The sequence below is a fragment of the Roseobacter ponti genome (assembly GCF_012932215.1).
In the GTDB taxonomy this organism is placed as follows: domain Bacteria; phylum Pseudomonadota; class Alphaproteobacteria; order Rhodobacterales; family Rhodobacteraceae; genus Roseobacter; species Roseobacter ponti.
Genome location: NZ_CP048788.1, coordinates 1,786,091 through 1,808,497 on the forward strand (window position 1 = coordinate 1,786,091; position 22,407 = coordinate 1,808,497).

The following is a 22,407-nucleotide window of genomic DNA, read 5'->3' on the forward strand; positions in this document are numbered from 1 at the left end:
TCGAGGTGGCCGAGAGGCCGAAAACGCCCGGATCCGGGGACCACAGAACGCGGCAGAGAAAAGGAAAGACGCATGTTTGCGGTTCTCAAGACCGGCGGCAAGCAGTACAGAGTTCAGCCCGGAGATATGCTCCGTGTCGAGAAACTGGCAGCTGACGCAGGCGATAAAGTACAGTTCAACGATATTCTGATGCTCGGTGGTGACAGCCCCGTCGTTGGTGCTCCCTTTGTGAAGGACGCAGGCGTTCAGGCCGAAGTCGTTGATCAGATCAAGAGTGAGAAGACGATCAACTTCGTCAAGCGTCGCCGGAAGCATTCCTCCAAGCGCACCAAGGGTCACCGTCAGAAACTGACCCTGATCAAAGTGACCGACATTCTGACGTCGGGCGCTGATAAATCTGGCGTGAAGGCCGCCATCGGTGGTGCCGGTTACGCTGCTGTCGTCTCTGACGGCCGCTATGCCAAAAACAAAGGCGAGCAGGCCGAGATGGCCAAGCGCGTGAGTGAAGGTGAAGCGGCAGAGAAATCCGCCAAACCCGCCAAGGCGAAAAAAGCAGAAAGCCCCAAGGCCGAGGCGACCAAAGCTAAAGCGGCCCCGAAAAAAGCAGATGCCGCAGGCGACGACCTGAAGCAGCTCAGCGGCGTCGGACCGGCTCTGGAGAAAAAACTGCATGAAGGCGGCGTGACCACCTTTGCGCAGATTGCAGCATGGACCGAAGCGGACATCGCTGATATGGACGAGAAACTGTCGTTCAAAGGCCGGATCGAGCGTGAAGGCTGGGTTGAGCAGGCCAAAGAACTGACCAAGGGTTAAGGAGAGACCAGATGGCACATAAAAAAGCAGGTGGTTCATCCCGTAACGGCCGCGACTCAGCGGGTCGTCGTCTTGGTGTGAAACTCTACGGAGGCCAGGCGGCCATTCCGGGCAATATCATCGTGCGTCAGCGCGGCACCAAATTCTGGCCGGGCGCAGGCGTTGGCATGGGCAAGGATCACACGATTTTTGCAACTGTTGACGGCGCTGTGACCTTTCACAAGGGTCTGAAGAACCGTACCTTTATTTCGGTCCTGCCGGCGGCGGAGGCCGCAGAGTAAGCCGCACCCAAAGCGATGAATCATTCGGGGGATCGGCGACACCGTCGGTCCCCTTTCTTATTTTCGACACATCAATCCGTCAGGACCCCGACCGATGTCGGTTGCAGTCACCAGTTTTGCGATCTTTGCCGCCAGCCAGGTCGGCACGCCGGGGCCGGCCAATATGGCCCTTATGGCCACAGGTGCGCGCTTCGGGTTCCGGGCGGCGCTGCCGTTCGTGGCCGGCGTTGTCATCGGCAAACAGCTTGTGATCTGGCCGGTGGGTTTCGGTCTGATGGAACTGGCAGATCGCGCGCCGTGGGTTTTCACAACACTGCGCTATGTCTCGGCGGCTTATATCATCTGGCTGGCCTGGAAGGTCGCGAATATGCGGCTGGGCGCGCGGCGCGAGGAGGGTGCCGCACCGGGGTTTATGGCGGGCCTTATCGTGCATCCGCTAAACCCCAAGGCCTGGGCGATGATCGTGGGCGGCTTTACGGCCTTTGTTACCCCGGGAACGCCCGCGCCTGAGGCGACGATCGCTATCGCTCTGGTGCTGCTCATCTGCCAGCTTCTGCTGCACCCTGTGTGGACACTTGCCGGTGACGGGATTGCGCGCACGGTGGCAGGAACGCGCATGGAACCCTATTTAATGTGGACCCTTGCCGGCCTGACGGTCGCATCGGTGCTGTTCGTACTGTTCGGAGGAGGAACATGACGATGGAAATGAAAAAGATACCCGTCCAGGCGGTGATCGAAACGGAACGCTTTGATCTGCGGCCTCTGCGGCGCTCTGATATGGGGCTGATTGAGCTTTACTTTGCTGATGCGCGTGTGGCGCATATGACCACGTCGATCCCGCACCCGGTGCCGCCCGGCGTCACCGAAGCCTTTGTGACCCGGGCCATGGCGGATGAGCGCGACGAAGATGTCTGGGCCATGGACGGGTCTAAGTCGGGGGCCTCTGAGCTGATGGGGCTCATTTCGCTTGAGCGTATGGACCGCGAACAGTCCGAGGTCGGCTACTGGGTTGCGCCGCCTTACTGGAACACCGGCCTAGCCTCTGACGCGGTGCAGGCGCTGGTCGAGGCCAACCCGATGCACAACAAAACCATGTTCGCCAGCGTTTTTCAGGATAATCCGGCCTCGGCACGGGTGCTGACCCATTGCGGTTTTCAGTATCTCGGGGATGCCGAGAGTTTTTCGCTGGCACGTGATACAACCGTTCCCACGTGGACCTATCTGAAGAAACTGTGAGCAGGGCGCATCGCCCGCCACCCCAGGAGCAGTCATGAAGTTTCTCGACCTGTGCAAAGTGTATATCCGCTCCGGTGCGGGCGGCGGCGGGTGTGTAAGCTTTCGCCGTGAAAAGTACATCGAATACGGTGGCCCTGACGGCGGCGATGGTGGCACCGGCGGCTCCGTCTGGGCCGAAGCGGTCGACGGGCTGAACACGCTCATCGATTTCCGCTATCAGCAGCATTTCTTCGCCAGAAACGGACAGCCGGGCATGGGTCGTCAGCGCACCGGTAAGGATGGTGATGATATAGTTCTGCGCGTGCCTGTCGGAACCGAGATCCTGGATGAAGATCAGGAGACGGTCATCACCGATCTGACCGAAGTCGGTGAACGCATTGAGCTTGCGCGCGGCGGCAACGGTGGCTTTGGTAACCTGCATTTCAAATCTTCGACCAACCAGGCGCCGCGCCGGGCCAACCCGGGTCAGGACGGGGTGGAGCGCACGCTCTGGTTGCGGCTGAAACTTATTGCCGATGTGGGTCTTCTGGGCATGCCGAATGCCGGCAAATCTACCTTCCTGGCCGCCACATCGAATGCGCGTCCCAAGATCGCGGATTATCCCTTTACCACACTGCATCCTAATCTGGGGGTTGTGGGCGTCGATAACACCGAGTTTGTGGTTGCCGATATTCCTGGTCTGATCGAAGGCGCCTCCGAGGGGCGCGGCCTGGGCGATCTCTTTCTGGGGCATGTGGAACGCTGTGCTGTGCTGCTCCATCTTGTGGATGGCACATCGCCCACTCTTATCGAGGATTATCAGACGATTATCACTGAACTCGAAGCCTATGGGGGTGATCTTGCGACAAAGCCCCGGGTGACGGTGCTGAATAAGATCGACGCTCTGGACGAGGAAGAACGCGCCACTGCCCATATAGCACTTGCGGATGCATCCGGCGGTGACGTGATGATGATGTCCGGCGTCGCACGCGAGGGCCTGACGGAGGTGCTGCGGGCGCTGCGGTCGCAGATTGACGATGACCGTCTGCGGCATCGCCCCCAGGAGGAAGCGGAACCGTGGCATCCCTGAGCACGGCAAAACGCCTCGTAGCCAAAATCGGCTCGGCGCTGCTGGTCGACCGTGCGACAGGCGCCTTGCGCCGGGACTGGCTGGCCTCACTTGCTGAGGATGTGGCCTGGCTGAAAGGGCAGGGCACAGAGGTTGTGCTCGTGTCCTCAGGCTCGATCGCTCTGGGGCGCGGGGTGCTTGGCCTGCCGGCGACCGAACTGGCACTGGAGCAGTCCCAGGCCGCCGCTGCCGTCGGTCAGATCCGCCTTGCGCGGGCCTATGAAGAGATGCTCGCACCGCATGATATCACAACCGCTCAGGTTCTGGTGACGCTGGAAGACAGTACTGACCGCCGCCGGTATCTCAATTCGCGCGCGACTCTGGAGCAGCTCCTCAGCATGCGCGTTGTGCCGATCGTGAATGAAAACGATACGGTTGCCACGGATGAGATCCGCTTTGGCGATAATGATCGTCTGGCAGCCCAGATCGCTGTCACGGTGGGTGCGGATCAGCTGATCCTGTTATCGGATGTTGACGGTTTTTACACGGCCAACCCGGCGCTGGACCGCGATGCCACGCGCTATGATGTCATTGAAAGAATTACGGCCGATATCGAAAAAATGGCCGGTGACGCAGGCTCCGGCCTGTCTAAGGGCGGTATGAAAACCAAACTGATCGCGGCCAGAACCGCGACGGCGGCGGGCTGTGCCATGGCCATTACAGAAGGCTCGGTGCTTAACCCGCTGCGGGCGCTGGAGAACGGTGCCAATGCCACCTGGTTCACCGCACAGACCGATCCGCAGGCAGCGCGAAAACGCTGGATCGCCGCCATGAAACCGCGTGGCACCGTGACGCTTGACGCGGGCGCTGTCGATGCGCTGCACGCAGGAAAGAGCCTGCTTGCGGCCGGCATCACCGGCGTGGCGGGGCGGTTTCAGCGCGGGGACGCCGTGGCGATTGCAGATGCGGGCGGACATATCCTCGGCCACGGGCTGACGCGCTACACCGCTGATGAAGCACGCGCGATCCGGGGCCGCAAATCGCATGAAATCGAAGCGGTTCTCGGGTATCCTGCCCGCGCCGCGCTGATCCACAGGGACGATATGGCGCTTTGAGGTCTTCCGGCTGGAAATACGCGCCCGGCAGGCTTAAACATGAACAGCGCGCAACCACAGGCACAAGCGAATGAAAGACATGGATGACATTCCCGCACTGATGGCCGACACCGGCGCCCGTGCAAAAGCGGCTGCGGCAAAGCTGGGCTATGCATCAGCGGCGGCAAAGCGCGCCGCCCTTGAGGCGGCAGCGGATCACGTGATCGCAAACGCCGGTGAGATTCTCGCCGCAAATGCGCGGGATATGGAATATGGGCGCGAAAAGGGGCTGTCGGACGCGATGATGGACCGGCTGATGCTGGATGCGGCACGCCTTGAGGGTATCGCGGCGGGACTGCGCGCTGTCGCTGCCCAGGACGATCCGGTGGGCGAGGTTATCGCGGACTGGACTCAGCCCAGCGGTCTGCACATTCAGCGCGTGCGCACACCTCTGGGCGTGGTCGGGGTAATCTACGAAAGCCGGCCGAACGTCACTGCGGATGCAGGCGCTCTTTGCCTCAAAGCCGGCAATGCTGTGATCCTGCGCGGTGGCTCGGAGAGCTTTCATTCCTCGCAGGCGCTGCATGCCTGTCTTGTGGCCGGGCTTCAGGACGCGGGCCTGCCAGAGGACGCCATACAGATCGTACCGACCCGGGACCGTGCGGCGGTGAGCGAAATGCTGAAAATGACCGATACGATTGATGTGATTGTGCCGCGTGGCGGCAAGGGCCTCGTTGGTCTGGTGCAGCGCGAGGCGCGGGTGCCGGTCTTTGCTCATCTGGAAGGTATCGTACACATCTACATTGATGCCGAAGCGGACCCTGAGATGGTTCTGCGCGTGGTTCTGAATGCCAAAACCCGGCGGACCGGTATCTGCGGGGCGGCCGAATGCCTGCTTATTCACGAAGACATTGCGGATACGATCGGGCAGGGGATCCTGCGTGCGCTTATCGATGCCGGCGTCGAAGTGCGTGCTGACGAAAGACTGTCGGCCGTCAACGGGACGGTGCCCGCAACGATGGACGACTGGGGGTTTGAATACCTTGATATGATCGTTGCCGCCCGTACGGTCGCGGATGTTGATGAGGCCATGGAGCATATCCGGACCTATGGCTCAGATCACACGGACTGCATCCTGACGCAAAATGCCGGCACGGCCCGGCGCTTTATGACCGAGCTGGATTCGGCGATCCTGATGCACAACGCGTCGACCCAGTTCGCCGATGGTGGTGAGTTCGGCATGGGCGCTGAGATCGGTATCGCGACTGGCAAGATGCACGCCCGCGGGCCTGTCGGCACCGCACAACTGACAAGTTTCAAATATCTCGTGACCGGAGAAGGTACCGTACGGAGCTGAGTTCAGAACCTCAGCCTGATTTCATTTCCGCTGATTTCGGTACGCACCCGGCGGCTTTCGTCGCCGGCGATGATCGGCAGCAAAGCGAACTGAACCTGCGCGGGTCGCAGATCGTCGGGTGTATCCTGCGTGGTCAGAACAGACCACAGTGCTTCGTCGATGTTCAGCTTGTCCGCGCGACCGTGCAGCAACCAGCTGCCGGCCTCCTGGCTGATCTCGATACGGCCCCCGTACGGCATCGCATTTTCTACGCAGAGTAGTGCCAGAAAGGCCATGCGCACCGAGGAGCGTGGCTGTGCGTCCATCGGGCCCCAGGCGACCTGCAGCCGGGCGCCTTCCATCAGATCGTTCAGGATCGCGATGACCTCCGCGCGGCCCATCATCTGATCTCCAGCAGCCCCGAAGGCGATGCGAAAGAACCGGATGCGCGCACTGGCATTGCCGACGCTTTCCTGAATGAGGTCCATCTCGGCGCCTCCGTCACTGCCGGACATACCCAGAAGTTCAAGACCATTGTTGATTGCACCGATCGGCGATATCAGGTCATGGCAAATCCGACTGCCGATCAGTGCCGCGAGGTTAACACCCGGGGTGCCCATACATATTTCTCCTGTCTTAATTAGGCCGCCATGGAAGATCTGAACGCAATACTCTCGCCCGGTATGCTTGTGCGCCATCCGGGCCGGCCGGACTGGGGAACCGGGCAGGTGCAAAGCAACATCGGCGGGCGTGTCACCGTGAATTTCAGGGAGGAAGGAAAGATAGTCATCGATAGCTCCCGTGTTGCGCTCATCCCGGTCTTTGATGAATGAACATCCTTTCCAAAAGATTAACGTACACCCATAGATTGTAAACCCGTGCAGGTCTGCCACATTGCCAGCCGGGGTCTTATTCCTTAAGAGGCTGCACAAGAGCACCACTTCAGGACCATGTTTTCAAAGATGACAGATGTCGCCTCCTCCCGTTTTTCGGTCTCGCTGGCGGCGAGCACGGCAGATCTGGAGGCAGCGCAGCGCCTGCGCTATCAGGTTTTCGTCGAAGAGCTGGGTGGTGGTGGCCCGATGGTTGATCATGACGCCCGGCTGGAACGGGACAGGTTCGACCCGTTTTTCGATCATCTGCTGCTCCGGGATCACTCAAACGGCGAGATTGTGGGCGTGTACCGGGTGATGCGCGAAGATCAGGCGCGCGCGGCAGGCCAGTTTTACAGCGAAGACGAATATGATCTGGCCGGGCTCAAGGCTTCGGGCCGGCGTATGCTGGAGCTGGGGAGGTCCTGCGTACACCGGGATTACCGTGGTGGTATGGCGATGTTTCACCTCTGGAGCGCGCTTGCCGGGTATATCGATGATCACAACATCGAAGTTCTTTTCGGTGTTGCCTCCTTTCACGGCACCGACGTCGCCGCTCTGGCCGAAGCCCTGTCGCTGCTGCACCACCGGCACCTGGCACCGCCGGAATTGCGGGTGCGTGCGCTGGCGGCTGCATTTCAGCGCATGGATCTGATCGCCGAAGAAGATCTCGACCGGCGCGCCGCGATGCGTATGGTACCCTCGCTGATCAAGGCTTATCTGCGGATGGGCGGATTTGTGGGGGAGGGGGCCTTTATCGATCATGCCTTTAATACCACCGATGTCTGTTTGATCCTCGACACCGCCCGGATCAATAAAAATCAGGCGAGGCTTTACAGGACCGCGCCTGTATGAACGCCACCTGGCACGGAGACCCGCCCCCGCCGGACCCGCCCATCACTCCTGCGGGATGGCTCAGCGTGATCTGTCGTGGCGTGCCTCTGGCACTGCTCGTCTTCGGTGGGCTGGCACTGCATCTGACCCTGCGCCTGATTGAGCGGCCGCTCTGCGGCGCGCAGCGTCCGGTGACGCCCCGTATCACCGTATTTGTGTGCCGCAATGCCCTGCGCCTGATGGGGCTCAGGTTGCGCCTGACAGGTCCGGAGTTCAGCGGGCAGGGGGCGGTTGTGGCCAATCATTCCAGCTGGCTCGATATTTTCGTGCTGAATGCCACGCGGCGTATCTATTTCGTGTCCAAAGCCGAGGTGGCCTCCTGGCCCGCGATCGGCTGGCTCGCGCGGGCAACCGGCACGGTATTCATCGAGCGTAACAGATCACGCGCGGCAGAGCAGGCGCAGGTGTTTCAGACACGGCTGCACGCCGGGCACCAGCTGCTGTTTTTTCCCGAAGGCACCAGCAGCGACGGACAACGCGTTCTGCCGTTCAAAACCACGCTCTTTGCAGCCTTCTTTGCAGGCGGCCTGAAAGAGACGCTGGCGATAGAGCCTGTGACCGTGCTCTACCAGGCACCGCCCGGACAGGATCCGCGGTTTTTCGGCTGGTGGGGGGATATGACTTTTGGCGCGCATATCCTGAAATGCCTCGCATCCGGGGCAGGCGGACAGGTGACGGTTGTGCGTCATCCGCCCGTTCACGTGCGCGATTTTGCCGACCGCAAGGCCCTGGCCGCGGCCTGTGAGGCGGCGGTGCGCAGCGCTCATACTGTCTGAGCGCTGCGTGGTTTTCAGTGGAAAAAGGCGCTGTTCGGCACCATTTCAAGCCCGTCGCTGTCCGGTCCCCATTCCATCATCAGGCACGCGGTGCCTTTGCGCTGAAAATAGGTTGCTTTGAGCGGGTAATACCCGGCCTGGGGCACATTGACCTCAATCTCGCCGGCATAACCACAGGCATGGATACCGTCGTAAAGGGCGACCTGCTGGCCGCCGATCGAAAGCTCAAGCCCGTCGTTGTTGAGAAACTCCAGCATATACGAGCCAGCGCGGTCAAATTTGATATAGCCCGAGATATCGGCGGCGATTTTTTCGTATGAATCAGAGGTCAGCACCTTCTGATCGGTATCGTCATAGGACAGCCCCGCCAGCGGTGTCCCGGGCTTCGCGCCTTTCTGAAGAGCCTTGGCGGCCCCGGCAAGTTCACGGACGGCGCTCGGCATCCGGGCATAGCTGACCGCCAGCCCCGGCGACAGCGCACCTGCGGAGGGTTGCGGGTTTGCCGGCGACAGCGTCACCGTCTGGGCGATGGCTGCAAGCGGCGACATCACGGCTGCCGCGAAAACCGCGGCGCAAATGGTTCTGATCATGTTCACTCCCGGTGTTGATCCTGTTGGTCACGGACCGTCTGATGCGGTCTCTCACGCATTAACATAGGATGCGTGGCCGCGGTGTGACAAGTGCGCCAGGCGCTTTGTGATCACGGGTCCGCAGGTGTCAGGAAAAGACTTGCAGGGCCGCATGATCCGGCCTATACGGCGCGCACTGAAACCCGCAGGCGGGGTTCGGGCTTTCCGGGGGAGACATCCCCGGCAGTCCACCGGTTGGCACCCTGACGGTGTCATGCCCCCGCCGAGGATAAAACCGGAAAGGTATAAAAGACATGGCTCTTCCTGAGTTCACCATGCGCCAGCTGCTTGAAGCAGGCGTACACTTCGGCCACCAGACGCAGCGCTGGAACCCGCGTATGGGGCCCTATATCTACGGCGCGCGCAACGGCATCCACATTATGGACCTCACACAGACCGTTCCCATGCTGGACGCGGCTCTGAATGTGATCCGTGAGACCGTCGCCAAGGGCGGCAGCATCCTGTTTGTCGGCACCAAGCGTCAGGCCCAGCAGCCGATCGCCGATGCCGCAGAGCGGTGCGCCCAGTATTACATGAACCACCGCTGGCTCGGTGGCACGCTGACCAACTGGCAGACCGTGTCGCAGTCGATCAGCCGCCTGAAAAACATTGATGAGCAGTCTGAAAACGGTTTTGCCGGCCTGACCAAAAAAGAGCGTCTGGGCATGGAGCGTGATCAGGGCAAACTTCAGGCGTCCCTGGGTGGTATCCGCGAAATGGGCGGCCGGCCCGACCTGATTTTCGTGATCGACGTGAAAAAAGAAGCGCTGGCGGTTGCAGAAGCCAATAAGCTGGGCATTCCGGTGATCGCGGTCGTCGATACCAACTGCCCGCCCGATGGCATTGATTACATCATCCCGGGCAACGACGACGCATCGCGCGCCATTTCGCTCTATTGTGATCTGGCCTCGCGCGCAGCCCTCGATGGTATGTCCGCACAGCTGGGTGCCGCCGGCGTCGATATCGGCGAGATGGAAGAAGCGCCCGCGGAAGAAGCTGTTGCGGAAGAAGCACCGGCCGCTGCCGCAGAGACACCCGCAGAGGCGTAAAAGCCTCTTCGTGTCACAGGTACAGACGGGGCAGGGATGACCTGCCCCGGAACATCCGATTTTCATAAAGGAGAACCAGCGATGGCGATTACAGCATCCATGGTGAAAGAACTGCGCGAAACAACCGGCGCCGGTATGATGGACGCCAAGAAAGCGCTCACAGAGAACGATGGTGACATGGAAGCGGCAGTTGACTGGCTGCGCACCAAAGGTCTTGCCAAAGCGGCCAAAAAATCTGGCCGTACGGCGGCAGAAGGCCTTGTTGCGGTAAAGGTTGATGGCGGACATGGCGTTGCGGTCGAAGTGAACTCCGAGACCGACTTTGTCGGCAAGAACGCTGAATTCCAGTCGATGGTCTCCGGCATTGCCGATGTGGCCCTGACCGTGTCCGACGTCGAGGCGCTGAAGGAAGCCGACATGGGCGGCAAATCCGTGGCCACCGTAATCACTGACAGCATCGCCAAGATCGGTGAGAACATGTCCGTGCGCCGGATGTCTTCAATCGAGGGCGAGACGGTTGTGTCCTATGTTCACAACGCAGCAGCACCTGGCATGGGTAAGATCGGTGTTCTGGTCGCGATGAAAGGTGGCGATGAAGCGTTTGGCAAGCAGGTTGCGATGCACATCGCAGCCGTAAATCCGGCGTCGCTGTCCGAAGACGACCTTGACCCGGCTGTGGTCGAGAAAGAAAAGCAGGTCCAGATGGATATCGCGCGTGAAAGCGGCAAGCCGGAGCAGGTGATCGAGAAGATGATCGTCGGCCGGATGAAGAAATACATGTCCGAAGTCACGCTGCTGAACCAGTCTTTTGTCGTAAACCCTGACCACACCGTGGGCGAGGCCGCGAAAGAAGCGGGTGCCGAGATCACCGGCTTTGTACGTCTGGAAGTGGGCGAAGGTATCGAAGTGGTGAAAGAAGATTTCGCCGCTGAGGTCGCAAAAGCTGCAAAGGGCTGATCATTCAGCGCAGCAATGATTAGACGGAAAAGGCACGCGTGAAGCGTGTCTTTTTTATTTAAAATCAGAATTTTGGCGAGATTAATTAACGTTCCACATGATCTTTCAGAGCGTCCATCGCGAGCACATAGCCTCTGGCGCCAAAGCCACAGATCAGGCCGATAGCCACGCGGGCTATATAAGACTGGTGCCGGAAGCTCTCACGCGCATGCACATTGCTCAGGTGCAGTTCAATCGCCGGCAGCTCAACCGATGAGATCGCATCCATCAGCGCAATGGATGTGTGGGTGTAGGCACCCGCATTCAGGATAATCCCGGCATGCCTGCCACGCGCCTCATGGATTTTATCGACAAGCGCACCCTCATGGTTCGACTGACAGAATTCCATAGTCATTCCAGTGGCTTCTGCATGGTCTTTACAAAGCGTTTCGATGTCATTGAGGGTCGTCGTGCCATAGACCTCTGGCTGCCGGGTGCCCAGCAGGTTCAGGTTCGGACCATTAAGGATCAGGACGGAGGTCATTTATGTATCTTTCGTTGTCTGATCCTTCGATAGACGCAGCCCGGGGCATCTGTCCAGTGGCAGCGCGCATGCGCAAAGACCGGTGAGGTTTCTCAGCTACAAAGGCGCGCGCCGTCCCGGGACGCCTGATGCGTCGGCATAGAGGTGCTACATGCGAACCCGTTGATGTGCCGCTCAAACCGGGAGGGGTGCTGCATGTGTATGGATGAGACGGCTTACAGGCATATAAATAAAATGTATAATCAGTATTATGTAAAATTAATTTCACACCGAAATGCGTACATTAAGGCCTTAAAACAAAAGTTTGCGGCAATTTCTCAATGTCCACTGACTACGAAGCGCGCCTGATGCCTTACACAAGCTCAGCGTCAGTCATGAACTCCACTAATGCCGGTCCCGGATGTTCCAGCGCTTCGTGGATCGCAGTATCAATGTCAGCCGCATCCGTGACTTTTACCCCGTGACCACCACAAAGCCGCGCGAACGCAGCAAAGCCCGGGTTCTGCAGATCGGTCTCCCAGACCGGCCACTCGCCCGAGCGCTGCTCTTTGGAGATTTTGCCAAGCTCGCCGTTGTGTAAAAGAATATGTGTGATGTCCATGCCGTACTTTACGGCCGTCGTGAATTCCATCGGGTACTGGCCAAAACCACCATCACCGGAGATTGCGACGATCTTCCGGCCCTTCAGATCTTCTTTGTCCTGCGTTGCAGCCCAGGCGCCCATGGCTGCCGGAAATCCGAATCCGATGGAGCCCAGATATCCGGACATCAGCACCCTCTGGCTGCCTTTTGTTTCCAGATATCGTCCGAAGGAATAAGTGTTGTTGCCCACATCTACGGCAAAAATCGTGTCGTCCGGCACCAGTCGGCCGAGCGCCTCGAAGATGGCAAGCGAATGAATGCCGTGGCCGGTGTTCTCCGCCAGACGCGTGTTTTTCTCGCGCTTCCAGATTTCGCGTCGCTCTGCGAGTTCCGGGATCTGGTTGCCAGCGTCCGGGCTTTTGCAGTCGCGCGCCGCGAGAGCGTCGCAGAAGGCTGCGATATCGCCCCATACGGGCAGCGCTACGGGATGAAATTTGCCAAGCTGCATGCGTTCATGATCGACATGGATGATGGTTTTTCCGCGTTCAATGCCGGTGTGATTGGAAAAACTTGTGCCGAGCGCGATGATCAGATCCGCTTCGTTCATGAACCAGCTGGCCACCGGCGTGCCGGAGCGCCCGAGAACCCCGGCGGCATTGGGATGGCTGTCAGGGATCAGTCCCTTCGCCTTGAAGGTGGTGAGCACAGGCGCATCCAGGCGCTCTGCCAGAGCTGCAATCTGGTCGCGCATGTGGATCGCGCCATGACCTGCCACGATGATCGGCCGGCGCGCACCGAGGATCATCCCGGCGGCTTTGTCGATTTCACTGGCGGCGGGAATAACCGGCGCGCTGCTCATCCGGCCATCGGGTGCGCCTGCCTTCTGATCAGAAAGGATCGTCTGCACATCATCGGGAAAAATCAGATGCGCCACATCCTGTTCAACAATTGCGGTTTTACAGGCCAGAGACGCAAGCTCTGCATGGTTTGAGCTGCCCAGCACCGGTTGAGAAAAGCGCGTCACGGCAGCAAATGCGGAGAGGAGGTCAATGTCCTGAAATGCCCCAGGCCCCATCACCTGGGTCTGTACCTGTCCGGTGAGTGCAATCACCGGCGCGCGATCGACTTTGGCGTCCCAGAGACCGGTCAGAAGGTTCGTGGCTCCTGGCCCTGCAATGGTCAGACAGGCCGCAGGTGTCCCCGTAAGCTTGCCGTAAGCCGAGGCGGCAAAGGCCGCCGCACCTTCGTGACGGATGCCGAAAAAGCGCATTCGGCCATCGACCACTGCGCGCCGGATCGCGTCTGCAAGGCCCAGATTTGAATGCCCGACCATGCCGAAAACCGACTGGATGCCCCAGTTGCTCAGAGTGTCGACCATGACATCGGTGACGGTGGTTTCATGCGGCGGCTCCGGTGCGATCCCTATGAAAATCTCGCCGTCCCGGATGTCGACCGGATACATCTGCTGTCCGGAGTCTTCATGCCCGCCCGGTGGTTTGCCGGTCAGCGGATCGAAATCCCATCCGTGCCAGGGGCACCGGATCCAGCATTTGCCATCGACACCTTTCTCGATGGATCCCTCGCCCAGCGGGCCACGCTGGTGCGGGCAATGGTTGTTCATTGCAGACCACTGACCGTCAAAATGCACAAGGCAGATGGAGGTCGTGCGCGCGGTCACTGTTTTCACGCGGCCTCTCGGAAGATCATCTGTCCGACCGACGCTGATCCAGTCGAGATTTTCATCGGTCATGGCTGTCCCCTGCTCTGCTGCCGGGACGGTGAATGAAGTGGCGGGTCCCCGGATCGCGCGCAGCAAAGCACTCATCGCGCCGAATAGTAAGGGTGGCGGGGATCACAATTGCATGTGCCCCTGCCCCCCGCCCGGACCGCGCCTTACGACGGATGTTCGGTCAGAATGCGCTGGAGCTGGAAATCAGCCCCATGGACTCCAGCTTCAGCAGCACCTGGTGGGCGCAGTTATCCACCTCGACATTCTCGGTCTCGACCCGCAGTTCCGGGCTTTCAGGCACATCGTAAGGGTCTGATATGCCGGTGAACTCTTTGATCTTACCCTCGCGCGCGAGCTTATAGAGCCCCTTGCGGTCGCGGCGTTCGCACTCCTCGATCGAGGTCGCCACATGCACTTCGACAAAGGCACCAAAGGCTTCGACATCCTCGCGCACGGCGCGCCGCGTCGTTGCATAGGGTGCGATCGGCGCACAGATCGCAATGCCGCCGTTCTTGGTGATCTCGCTCGCGACATAGCCGATGCGGCGGATGTTCAGATCGCGGTGCTCTTTGGAAAACCCCAGCTCGGAGCTGAGGTTTTTACGCACGATATCGCCATCCAGCAGCGTCACCGGACGCCCGCCCATCTCCATCAGCTTGACCATCAACGCGTTGGCGATGGTGGATTTGCCCGAGCCGGAAAACCCCGTCATGAAGACCGTAAAGCCCTGCTGGCTGCGCGGCGGCCGGGTGCGGCGCAGCTCTTTGACAACTTCGGGAAAGGAGAACCACTCGGGGATCTCCAGACCTTCCTGCAGACGCCGGCGCAGCTCGGTGCCGGAGATGTTCAGGATCGTCACATCGTCCTTGTCTTTGATCTCATCCATGGGCTCGTACTGCGCGCGTTCCTGCACCCACACCATGTGTTTGAAATCGACCATTTCGATGCCCATTTCTTCCTGGTGCTCGCGGAAGAGGTCCTGCGCATCGTAGGGGCCGTAAAAGTCCTCACCTTTTGAGTTCTTGCCCGGGCCCGCGTGATCGCGGCCCACGATGAAATGCGTGCAGCCGTGGTTTTTGCGAATGAGCCCGTGCCAGACTGCCTCGCGCGGGCCGGCCATGCGCATGGCAAGGTTCAGCAGGCTCATCGAGGTGGTCGCGGCGGGGTATTTGTCGAGCACCGCCTCATAGCAGCGCACGCGTGTGAAATGATCCACATCGCCCGGTTTGGTCATGCCAACGACAGGGTGAATGAGCAGGTTGGCCTGGGCCTCGCGGGCGGCGCGGAAGGTGAGTTCCTGATGCGCGCGGTGCAGCGGATTGCGGGTCTGGAAGGCCACGATTTTGCGCCAGCCGACTTTGCGAAAATACGCGCGCAGCTCGTTGGGAGTGTCGCGGCGGGCGCGGAAATCGTAATGCACCGGCTGCTGTATGCCCGTCACCGGACCGCCGAGGTACACCTTGCCGGCAGACCCATGCAGGTAATTCACCGCCGGGTGGGCGCTGTCATCAGCGCCGAAAACCTTTTCCGCTTCGCGTGCCTTGTCGGGTGTCCAGCGGTCGGTCACGTTCATGGTGGCGAGGATTACGCCCTCCTGATCTCTGAGCGCGATGTCCTGGCCGATCTCGATGCTGTCGGCGAACTTCTCCGACACATCGAGTGTGACCGGCATGGGCCAGAGTGTTCCGTCAGCCAGGCGCATGGTCTCGACCACGCTGTGGTAATCTTCCTCCGACAAAAATCCCCGCAGCGGGTTGAAGCCGCCGTTCATCAACAGCTCCAGATCACAGATCTGCCGCGGGCTGAGATCGTGGCTGACCAGATCACCGGCCTCCGCCTTCATCTTCTGGGCGGAATCGTAAGAGACATATAGCTCAGGGATCGGGGCGAGGTTTTGTGCGCGCATCATTAACTCAGTTCGTTCTGTTCCTGCGGGACAGAACCCTGTCCTGCGTGGCTTAAACGCGCCTGAGCGCTGTCTTTCAAGTGTTTTCTGGATCTGCGCGGGACAGGGCCGGCATGTCCTGCGTGCAGTGCTCGGGGCCGCACCAGACGTCTCCGCCAGCCTCGTTGCATTCGCAGCTTGGCGCGGCGGGTACCTGTCATTAAGATTGCCCGCAACAGGGGAGGCAGCGATGGCACGATCAGACCGCTACGACCGCGGCATGCAGGTGCGGCGTGAGGTTCTAGGCGATGCACACGTGGACCGGGCGGAGGCGTCAAAGACCTCGCTCGACACGGATTTTCAGAGCCTGATCACAGAGGCCGCCTGGGGCACCGTCTGGGCCTCTGACGGGATTTCACGGCGCGAGCGGTCGATGCTGACCCTGGCGCTGCTCGCCGCGACTGGTAATTTTGATGAAATCCCGATGCATATCAGGGCCACCCGGAATACCGGCGCGAGCGAGCGTGATATCGTTGAAACCCTTCAGCATGTGGCAATTTATGCCGGCGTGCCGCGCGCCAATCATGCGCTGAAACTGGCGAAAGAAACCTATGCTGCGATGGATGACGCGGAATGAATGTACCGCGCAGGGCCTGTTCAGGCCTGACCGAAAGGGCGGCCCATCGCCCGCGAAACCATGTGAGGCGCATGACGGCTGACCCCGGTCGCGTTTTAGCCAAGACCCTAAGGAAGAGGTAATACCGATGTCTGATCCCTGTATTCTCTGCGTTGCCATTACCGGCAGTGTTCCGACCAAGGCGGCCAATCCGGCAGTTCCGGTGACCATTTCCGAACAGGTGGAAAGCACCCATGAGGCCTTTGAGGCCGGTGCATCGATCTGTCATGCGCATGTGCGTAACGCCGATGAGACGCCCTCCTCCGACCCGGATAAGTTCGCGGCCCTGAAAGAAGGCGTCGAAAAGCACTGCCCCGGGATGATCATTCAGTTTTCGACGGGTGGCCGGTCAGGTGCAGGTAAAGAACGCGGCGGCATGCTGCCTTTGCGCCCGGACATGGCGTCGCTGTCGGTGGGGTCAAACAACTTTCCGACGCGGGTTTACGAGAACCCGCCGGATCTTGTGGCCTGGCTTTCGGGCGAGATGCGGACCTATGAGGTTGTGCCGGAGATTGAGGCCTTTGATCTCAGCCATGTGCTGCACGCGATCCGGCTGCATAAAGAAGGCGCACTATATGGACGGCTCTATGTACAGTTTGTGATGGGGGTGAAGAACGCGATGCCGGCGGACCGCGAGATCTTTGATTTCTATGTATCGACGCTGCGCAAACGAGCACCGGGCGCGGCCTGGTGTGCGGCGGGCATCGGGCCTGCGCAGATCGAGGTCAATGAATGGGCGATCGCGGCGGGCGGTCACACGCGGGCCGGCCTTGAGGACAATGTGCGGCTGGACCGCGATCACCTTGCGCCGTCAAATGCAGCCCTTATTCGCCGCGCGGCGGCGCTTTGTGAAAAGTACGGGCGGCCTGTTGCCACACCGGCTGAGGCGCGGAAAATCCTGGGCCTGCGCAGAGCGGCCTGAGCTACCCCAGGGCGTATCCCGCACCACGCACCGTGCGCAGGGGATCCGCGCCACCGTGCTGCGTCAGCGCTTTCCTGAGCCGTCCGATATGGACATCGACGGTACGGGTGTCGACATAGATGTCGCGGCCCCAGACACGGTCGAGCAGCTGTTCGCGTGAAAAGACGCGGCCGGGCTTTTCCATAAAGGTCGAGAGCAGGCGAAATTCGGTCGGACCCAGACGCAGTTCGGTCTCTCCCCGGCTGACCCTGTGGCTGGTGGCATCGAGCACGATATCCTCAAACTCAAGCCGCTCGCCCGTGGCCGCAGGGCGTACGCGGCGCAGCTGTCCGCGCACCCGTGCCATCAGTTCGATCACCGAATAGGGTTTGATCACATAATCGTCGGCCCCGGTCTCAAGGCCCCTCACCCGGTCGACTTCTTCGGACCGCGCGGAAAGCATGATCACCGGTATGCTTCGTGTTTCGGGTTTGATTTTGAGCCGCCGGCAAACCTCAATGCCCGAAAGGTTCGGCATCATCCAGTCCAGCACGATCACGTCGGGCGCCTGCTCATCAATCAGCATCAGCGCCTCTTCGCCGTCCCCGGCGCGGCTGACGGCAAAGCCTTCGGCCTCGAGGTTATAGGCGAGCACCTCCCGCTGCGCCGGCTCATCCTCTACGATCAGAACTCTTGGTTGATCGACAGACATGGTCTTATCTCTCAGCTGCATATGACGTTTTGTCGGCCTTTGGGCGCGCTTCTTCAGGATGTTCTCCTGTCACCAGATAGACGACCTGTTCGGCAATCGACGTCACATGATCGCCCATGCGTTCAACGTTCTTGGCGATGAAGTGCAGATGCATACAGGCCGAGATATTGCGGGGGTCTTCCATCATAAAGGTCAGGAATTCGCGGAAGAGCGCATTGTACATCTGATCCACGTCCTCATCGCGCATGATCACGCTGGTTGCGAGTTCCGGGTCGCGCTGCACATAGGCATCCAGCGCGTCTTTGAGCATCAGCTCAACTTCGCGCGCCATACGCCGCAGTGCGCCGGTGCTGTCGCTCACGGGCGCCATCTGTGACAGAACGCTCGTTCGCTTGGCCATGTTTTTCCCGTAATCGCCGATGCGCTCAAGATTGGCACTGATCTTGATTACAGTAAGCACAAGTCGCAGGTCGCCCGCAGTGGGCGCGCGCAGGGCAATCACGCGAGCGGCTTCCTCGTTGATCAGCTCTTCGAGCGCGTCAATGGCCTTGTCGGCGGCGCGCACCTTTTCTGCCAGCTCTTCATCGCGGGTGTCCAGCGACAGCGCGCTTTCACGGATCGCGGCCTCGACAAGCCCGCCCATTTTCATGATCTGCGCCTGGATCCCTTCGAGATCGCGGTCAAAAGCAGAGGCAATATGCTGTTCATGCATCATTTTATCCAATCCGTCCGGTGATGTAGCTTTCAGTGCGCGGGTCTTCGGGGTTGGTGAAGATGTGACCTGTCTCGCCGTATTCGACGAGGTTGCCGAGGTGAAAAAACGCGGTTTTCTGGCTCACACGTGCGGCCTGCTGCATGGAGTGGGTCACGATCACGACCGAGTAATTGCGACGCAGCTCGTCGATGAGTTCTTCGACCTGCGCTGTGGCAATCGGGTCAAGCGCCGAGCAGGGCTCGTCCATCAGCAGCACCTCGGGTTCGGTGGCCACCGCGCGTGCGATGCAAAGGCGTTGCTGCTGACCGCCGGAAAGGCCGGTGCCCGGGGCGGTGAGCCGGTCTTTCACCTCTTCCCAGATCGCAGCACGTTTCAGGGCCTGTTCCACGATCCCGTCAAGCTCGGCCTTGCCTGAGGCCATGCCGTGGATGCGCGGCCCGTAAGCCACGTTGTCATAGATCGATTTCGGAAACGGGTTGGGCTTCTGGAACACCATGCCCACTTTGGCGCGCAGCTGTACCGGGTCCACGCGCGCGTCATAGATGTCTTCGCCGTCAATGCGGATGTCACCCTCGACGCGGGCGACATCAATTGTGTCGTTCATGCGGTTCAGACAGCGCAGAAAGGTGGATTTACCGCAGCCCGAGGGCCCGATAAAAGCCGTGACGGTCCGGTCCTGGATATCGACATCCACATCTTTGATCGCGTGATTGTCGCCGTACCAGACCTGAACACCCCGTGCGGCGATTTTGATCTCATTGGCGTCCACGTCTCTCTCCAGTATTCTCATATCGTTCATATCGGTGCTCTCCTGTCTTACCAGCGGCGCTCAAACCGGCGCCGCAGGATGACGGCGATGGTGTTCATGGTGATCAGGAACACGAGCAGGATGATGATGCCACCCCAGGCGCGTTCATAAAAGGCCGGGTCTGCGCGTTTGGCCCATTCGTAAATCTGTGCAGGCATGGCCGAGTTCGGGTCCAGCAGGCCGCTGGCCAGCCCGTCAGGCGCGTTGGAGGCGATAAATCCGACCATGCCGATCAGCAAAAGCGGTGCAGTCTCGCCCAGGGCCTGGGCCAGACCGATAATGGTGCCGGTCAGAATGCCCGGTGCCGCAAGCGGCAGGACGTGGTGAAAAACCGCCTGCATTTTTGAAGCGCCGACGCCCAGTGCCGCATCCCGGATGGAAGGCGGGACCGCCTTCAGTGACGCGCGGGTCGAGATGATGATCGTCGGCAGCGTCATCAGGGTCAGCACCAGACCACCCACCAGCGGGGCGGATTGAGGCAGGTGCATGAACTGGATGAACACGGCGAGGCCGAGGATACCAAAGACGATAGACGGCACCGCCGCCAGATTGGCAATGTTTACTTCGATGATATCTGTGATGCGGTTTTTCGGTGCAAATTCCTCAAGGTAGATCGAGGCAGCTACCCCGATGGGCAGCGAGAGCACCAGCACGACCAGCATCATGAAGAAAGATCCGATCATCGCCACGCCTATGCCTGCTGATTCAGCCCGGCTCTCGGAGGCGTCCGCACCGGTAATAAAAGCCATGTTGAAGGTCTTTTCCACCACCCCGGCAGGCACCAGCGCATCCACCAGATCGAGGTGTTCGGCATCAATGTTCTTGTCTCGTGCCACATCTTCGCGCTGCACGCGGTCTTTGAGGTAGCCGTCCACCCGGCTCGACGCCAGAATACGGAAATCAATGGTTTCACCAACCAGATCCGGATTGGCCAGAACCACATCGCGCACCTGGGCTGCGGCGGAGGCGGAGATGAGCGCTTTCATATCGCCGCCCTTTTTCAGTGGCGTTTCGATGGATTGTTCGTTGACGAGGCTCAGCAGCGCGTTCTGGATGAGCGGCGAATAGCCAAAGGTCGAGACCTTACTCATCTCTTCGGGATCGCGGTTGCCGTTTTTGTCGAGCTTTGCAGGATCAAGATAGACCGGCACATTGATAAAAGTCTGCTGAAAGGCCCCTGCCCCGCTGGAGACGATCGACACCAGCAGAACGATGAGGAAAAAGATACCCGTAGCGATCCCGGCGATGCCGTACATGCGAAAGCGCGCCTCGGCGGCTTTGCGTTTTCGGGTCCGCGCATCGGGGGCAATCAGAGACGTGTGCTGGCGCCGCTCTGAGGGGGCCGGCAGGCTTGCGTCGGTCATTCGTATTGCTCCCTGTATTTGCGCACGATGAAGAGGGCAAAGACATTCAGCCCCAGTGTGAGTACGAAAAGTGTGATCCCGAGGGCAAAAGCCACAAGCGCCTCCGGCGAGGCAAAATCGCTGTCGCCGGTCAGCTGTGAGACAATTTTGGCCGTCACGGTCGTCATCGCTTCAAACGGGTTCAGCGACAGGCGGGCCGCCGCCCCTGCCCCCAGCACCACGATCATGGTCTCGCCGATGGCGCGGCTGGCCGCCAGCAGGATGGCGCCCACGATGCCGGGCAGTGCCGCGGGCAGAACCACCTGGCGGATCGTTTCCGAGCGCGTGGCCCCCAGCCCGTAAGAGCCGTCCCGCAGGGATTGCGGCACCGCGTTGATGATATCGTCTGAGAGCGAGCTCACAAAAGGGATGAGCATGATGCCCATGGCGATGCCGGCGGTCATGACAGAGCGGCCGCCACCCATCCAGCCCGTGCCGTCATCGCCGAAAACGCTCATCAGGAGCGGGCCGATGGTCAGCAGAGCAAAGAGCCCGTAGACGATGGTCGGTATACCGGCGAGGATTTCCAGCAGCGGCTTGGCGATCCCCCGGACCCGGGCGGAGGCGTATTCAGACAGATACACTGCCGAATAAAGGCCGATAGGAACAGCCACGAGAAGTGCAATGACCGAGATGTAGATCGTGCCCCACAGCAGTGGCAGAATCCCGAGGCTGGATGACCCGCCGCGGCCCGAAAAGCTGGGCGCCCATTCAAGAAGGGTAAAGAAATCAGCCGCCGGGTAGAGCCTGAAGAATTCAATCGTGTTGAAAATCAGCGACAGGATGATGCCGATGGTGGTCAGGATTGCCACGGATGCCGCGGCTATCAGGATGGCCAGTACCCCCTGTTCGACAACGTTGCGGGCACGGAAATCCCGATCGCTCTGCTTAATGCCCCAGGCGGCGCCGGCAAGCGCAACCGCGATGACCACGATCGTCATCATGGTCCGGGAGACACCGCTCATCTGACGGTAGGCCTGGGCTGCCCGCAGCACCGGCGCGGAGAACTGCGTCGTCACGATCTGGCCTGCGTCTTTCAGACGTTCGGTCATATCGGTGAAATCGGCATTGGCATCGACGGCGAAATCCTCGTCGAGCATCCCGGAGCGTACCGCTTCGTCGATACCCTCTGCCGTGCGGCGGACTTCCGACATCAGCAGGCCGGTGTTGACGTCAGTTTCAACCTCGCCCGGCGGGATCATCGGTGCCACCTGGCCGTTGATGTAAAAGGGTTGAATCAGCATCCAGATGATCAGAATGCCAAAGGCCGGCACCACTGATTTCATAAAGGCATTGGAGCCGTAATATACCGGCAGTGAATGCAGCTTTTTGCTGCTGCCGCCCGCACTGGACAGAGCGCGGCGGCGGCCAAGGATAAACCCGCCCAGTGAAATGGTCAGAATGATCGCTGACAGCCAGATTACAGACATAAGCCCCCCGGTAATTCTCTGCGCAGGGTTCTGTTCTCAGAAATGCGCGATCGGGCGA

General features: G+C 60.1%; 24 protein-coding genes. 14 read left to right on the forward strand and 10 right to left on the reverse strand.

The genetic code is table 11. The features are described 5' to 3' along the window. The first annotated feature begins 72 nt into the window (after positions 1 to 72). The 7 genes from G3256_RS08545 to G3256_RS08575 all read left to right on the forward strand — a co-directional run bounded on the left by G3256_RS08545 (position 73) and on the right by G3256_RS08575 (position 5,829). On the forward strand, positions 73 to 813 hold the full coding sequence (locus G3256_RS08545; protein WP_169640416.1) for a 50S ribosomal protein L21: 741 nt from the start codon (positions 73 to 75) through the stop codon (positions 811 to 813). 11 nt (positions 814 to 824) lie between these two features. Continuing rightward, positions 825 to 1,094, forward strand: coding sequence for a 50S ribosomal protein L27 (rpmA, locus tag G3256_RS08550; protein WP_169640417.1), 270 nt, complete (start codon positions 825 to 827; stop codon positions 1,092 to 1,094). Between the two features lie 94 nt (positions 1,095 to 1,188). Next, positions 1,189 to 1,791, forward strand: a complete 603-nt coding sequence (locus G3256_RS08555; RefSeq protein ID WP_169640418.1) for a LysE family translocator — start codon at positions 1,189 to 1,191, stop codon at positions 1,789 to 1,791. A 2-nt stretch (positions 1,792 to 1,793) separates the two neighbouring features. Continuing rightward, positions 1,794 to 2,330, forward strand: a complete 537-nt coding sequence (locus tag G3256_RS08560) for a GNAT family N-acetyltransferase (RefSeq protein ID WP_169640419.1) — start codon at positions 1,794 to 1,796, stop codon at positions 2,328 to 2,330. Between the two features lie 34 nt (positions 2,331 to 2,364). Next, complete coding sequence (obgE, locus tag G3256_RS08565) at positions 2,365 to 3,399, forward strand: GTPase ObgE (RefSeq protein WP_169640420.1); 1,035 nt, start codon at positions 2,365 to 2,367, stop codon at positions 3,397 to 3,399. Continuing rightward, complete coding sequence (proB, locus tag G3256_RS08570; protein ID WP_169640421.1) at positions 3,387 to 4,493, forward strand: glutamate 5-kinase; 1,107 nt, start codon at positions 3,387 to 3,389, stop codon at positions 4,491 to 4,493. Before obgE ends, proB begins: the two co-directional genes overlap by 13 nt. 70 nt (positions 4,494 to 4,563) lie before the next feature. Next, positions 4,564 to 5,829 (forward strand): glutamate-5-semialdehyde dehydrogenase, encoded by a 1,266-nt coding sequence (locus tag G3256_RS08575; RefSeq protein WP_169640422.1) that lies wholly within the window; start codon positions 4,564 to 4,566, stop codon positions 5,827 to 5,829. 2 nt (positions 5,830 to 5,831) lie between these two features. On the opposite strand, the gene G3256_RS08580 is transcribed toward G3256_RS08575, so the two are convergent. Further along, positions 5,832 to 6,428: a histidine phosphotransferase family protein gene (locus G3256_RS08580; protein ID WP_169640423.1), complete on the reverse strand. Its 597-nt coding sequence runs from the start codon at positions 6,426 to 6,428 to the stop codon at positions 5,832 to 5,834. A gap of 30 nt (positions 6,429 to 6,458) precedes the next feature. On the opposite strand from G3256_RS08580, the gene G3256_RS08585 reads away from it, so the two are divergent. From G3256_RS08585 to olsA, 3 genes are all read left to right on the forward strand, one after another. Next, positions 6,459 to 6,641 (forward strand): DUF3553 domain-containing protein, encoded by a 183-nt coding sequence (locus G3256_RS08585; protein ID WP_169640424.1) that lies wholly within the window; start codon positions 6,459 to 6,461, stop codon positions 6,639 to 6,641. Positions 6,642 to 6,770: 129 nt separating this feature from the next. After that, the gene (gene olsB / locus G3256_RS08590; protein ID WP_169640425.1) at positions 6,771 to 7,535 is read left to right on the forward strand and encodes an L-ornithine N(alpha)-acyltransferase; all 765 of its coding nucleotides are present in this window, start codon (positions 6,771 to 6,773) and stop codon (positions 7,533 to 7,535) included. After that, positions 7,532 to 8,350 carry a lyso-ornithine lipid O-acyltransferase gene (gene olsA, locus G3256_RS08595; RefSeq protein ID WP_169640426.1) on the forward strand — a complete coding sequence of 273 codons (819 nt, stop codon included), beginning with the start codon at positions 7,532 to 7,534 and terminating at the stop codon, positions 8,348 to 8,350. The genes olsB and olsA overlap by 4 nt, the downstream gene beginning before the upstream one ends. Before the next feature lie 14 nt (positions 8,351 to 8,364). Here olsA and G3256_RS08600 read toward each other — a convergent pair whose 3' ends face one another. Next, on the reverse strand, positions 8,365 to 8,940 hold the full coding sequence (locus G3256_RS08600) for a PA14 domain-containing protein (protein ID WP_169640427.1): 576 nt from the start codon (positions 8,938 to 8,940) through the stop codon (positions 8,365 to 8,367). A 293-nt stretch (positions 8,941 to 9,233) separates the two neighbouring features. Between G3256_RS08600 and rpsB the strand changes: the two genes are divergently transcribed. After that, complete coding sequence (rpsB, locus tag G3256_RS08605) at positions 9,234 to 10,028, forward strand: 30S ribosomal protein S2 (protein WP_169640428.1); 795 nt, start codon at positions 9,234 to 9,236, stop codon at positions 10,026 to 10,028. Between the two features lie 81 nt (positions 10,029 to 10,109). Next, the gene (gene tsf / locus G3256_RS08610; protein WP_169640429.1) at positions 10,110 to 10,985 is read left to right on the forward strand and encodes a translation elongation factor Ts; all 876 of its coding nucleotides are present in this window, start codon (positions 10,110 to 10,112) and stop codon (positions 10,983 to 10,985) included. 85 nt (positions 10,986 to 11,070) lie between these two features. Here tsf and aroQ read toward each other — a convergent pair whose 3' ends face one another. The 3 genes from aroQ to G3256_RS08625 form a co-directional block, all read right to left on the reverse strand. Continuing rightward, positions 11,071 to 11,508, reverse strand: a complete 438-nt coding sequence (gene aroQ, locus G3256_RS08615) for a type II 3-dehydroquinate dehydratase (protein ID WP_169640430.1) — start codon at positions 11,506 to 11,508, stop codon at positions 11,071 to 11,073. A gap of 352 nt (positions 11,509 to 11,860) precedes the next feature. Beyond that, a complete protein-coding gene (locus tag G3256_RS08620; RefSeq protein ID WP_169640431.1) occupies positions 11,861 to 13,840 on the reverse strand; it encodes a thiamine pyrophosphate-binding protein in 1,980 nt (659 codons plus the stop codon). Positions 13,841 to 14,000: 160 nt separating this feature from the next. Then, entirely contained in the window at positions 14,001 to 15,725 is a 1,725-nt protein-coding gene (locus G3256_RS08625; protein ID WP_169642378.1) for a bifunctional sulfate adenylyltransferase/adenylylsulfate kinase, read from the reverse strand. Between the two features lie 229 nt (positions 15,726 to 15,954). On the opposite strand from G3256_RS08625, the gene pcaC reads away from it, so the two are divergent. Together pcaC and G3256_RS08635 are read left to right on the forward strand one after the other, a co-directional pair. After that, entirely contained in the window at positions 15,955 to 16,341 is a 387-nt protein-coding gene (gene pcaC, locus G3256_RS08630) for a 4-carboxymuconolactone decarboxylase (protein WP_169640432.1), read from the forward strand. 127 nt (positions 16,342 to 16,468) lie between these two features. Further along, positions 16,469 to 17,302 (forward strand): 3-oxoadipate:acetyl-CoA acetyltransferase, encoded by an 834-nt coding sequence (locus G3256_RS08635; protein ID WP_169640433.1) that lies wholly within the window; start codon positions 16,469 to 16,471, stop codon positions 17,300 to 17,302. 1 nt (position 17,303) lies between these two features. Here the strand turns inward: G3256_RS08635 and phoB are convergent, their stop codons facing one another. The 5 genes from phoB to pstC are packed head-to-tail and all read right to left on the reverse strand — an operon-like array spanning position 17,304 to position 22,349. After that, entirely contained in the window at positions 17,304 to 17,993 is a 690-nt protein-coding gene (gene phoB, locus G3256_RS08640; RefSeq protein WP_169640434.1) for a phosphate regulon transcriptional regulator PhoB, read from the reverse strand. Between the two features lie 4 nt (positions 17,994 to 17,997). Further along, entirely contained in the window at positions 17,998 to 18,705 is a 708-nt protein-coding gene (gene phoU / locus G3256_RS08645) for a phosphate signaling complex protein PhoU (RefSeq protein ID WP_169642379.1), read from the reverse strand. Positions 18,706 to 18,709: 4 nt separating this feature from the next. After that, positions 18,710 to 19,507: a phosphate ABC transporter ATP-binding protein PstB gene (gene pstB, locus G3256_RS08650; protein ID WP_169640435.1), complete on the reverse strand. Its 798-nt coding sequence runs from the start codon at positions 19,505 to 19,507 to the stop codon at positions 18,710 to 18,712. A gap of 17 nt (positions 19,508 to 19,524) precedes the next feature. Beyond that, on the reverse strand, positions 19,525 to 20,880 hold the full coding sequence (pstA, locus tag G3256_RS08655; RefSeq protein ID WP_169640436.1) for a phosphate ABC transporter permease PstA: 1,356 nt from the start codon (positions 20,878 to 20,880) through the stop codon (positions 19,525 to 19,527). Beyond that, positions 20,877 to 22,349: a phosphate ABC transporter permease subunit PstC gene (gene pstC / locus G3256_RS08660; protein WP_169640437.1), complete on the reverse strand. Its 1,473-nt coding sequence runs from the start codon at positions 22,347 to 22,349 to the stop codon at positions 20,877 to 20,879. Before pstC ends, pstA begins: the two co-directional genes overlap by 4 nt. Positions 22,350 to 22,407: the final 58 nt, after the last annotated feature.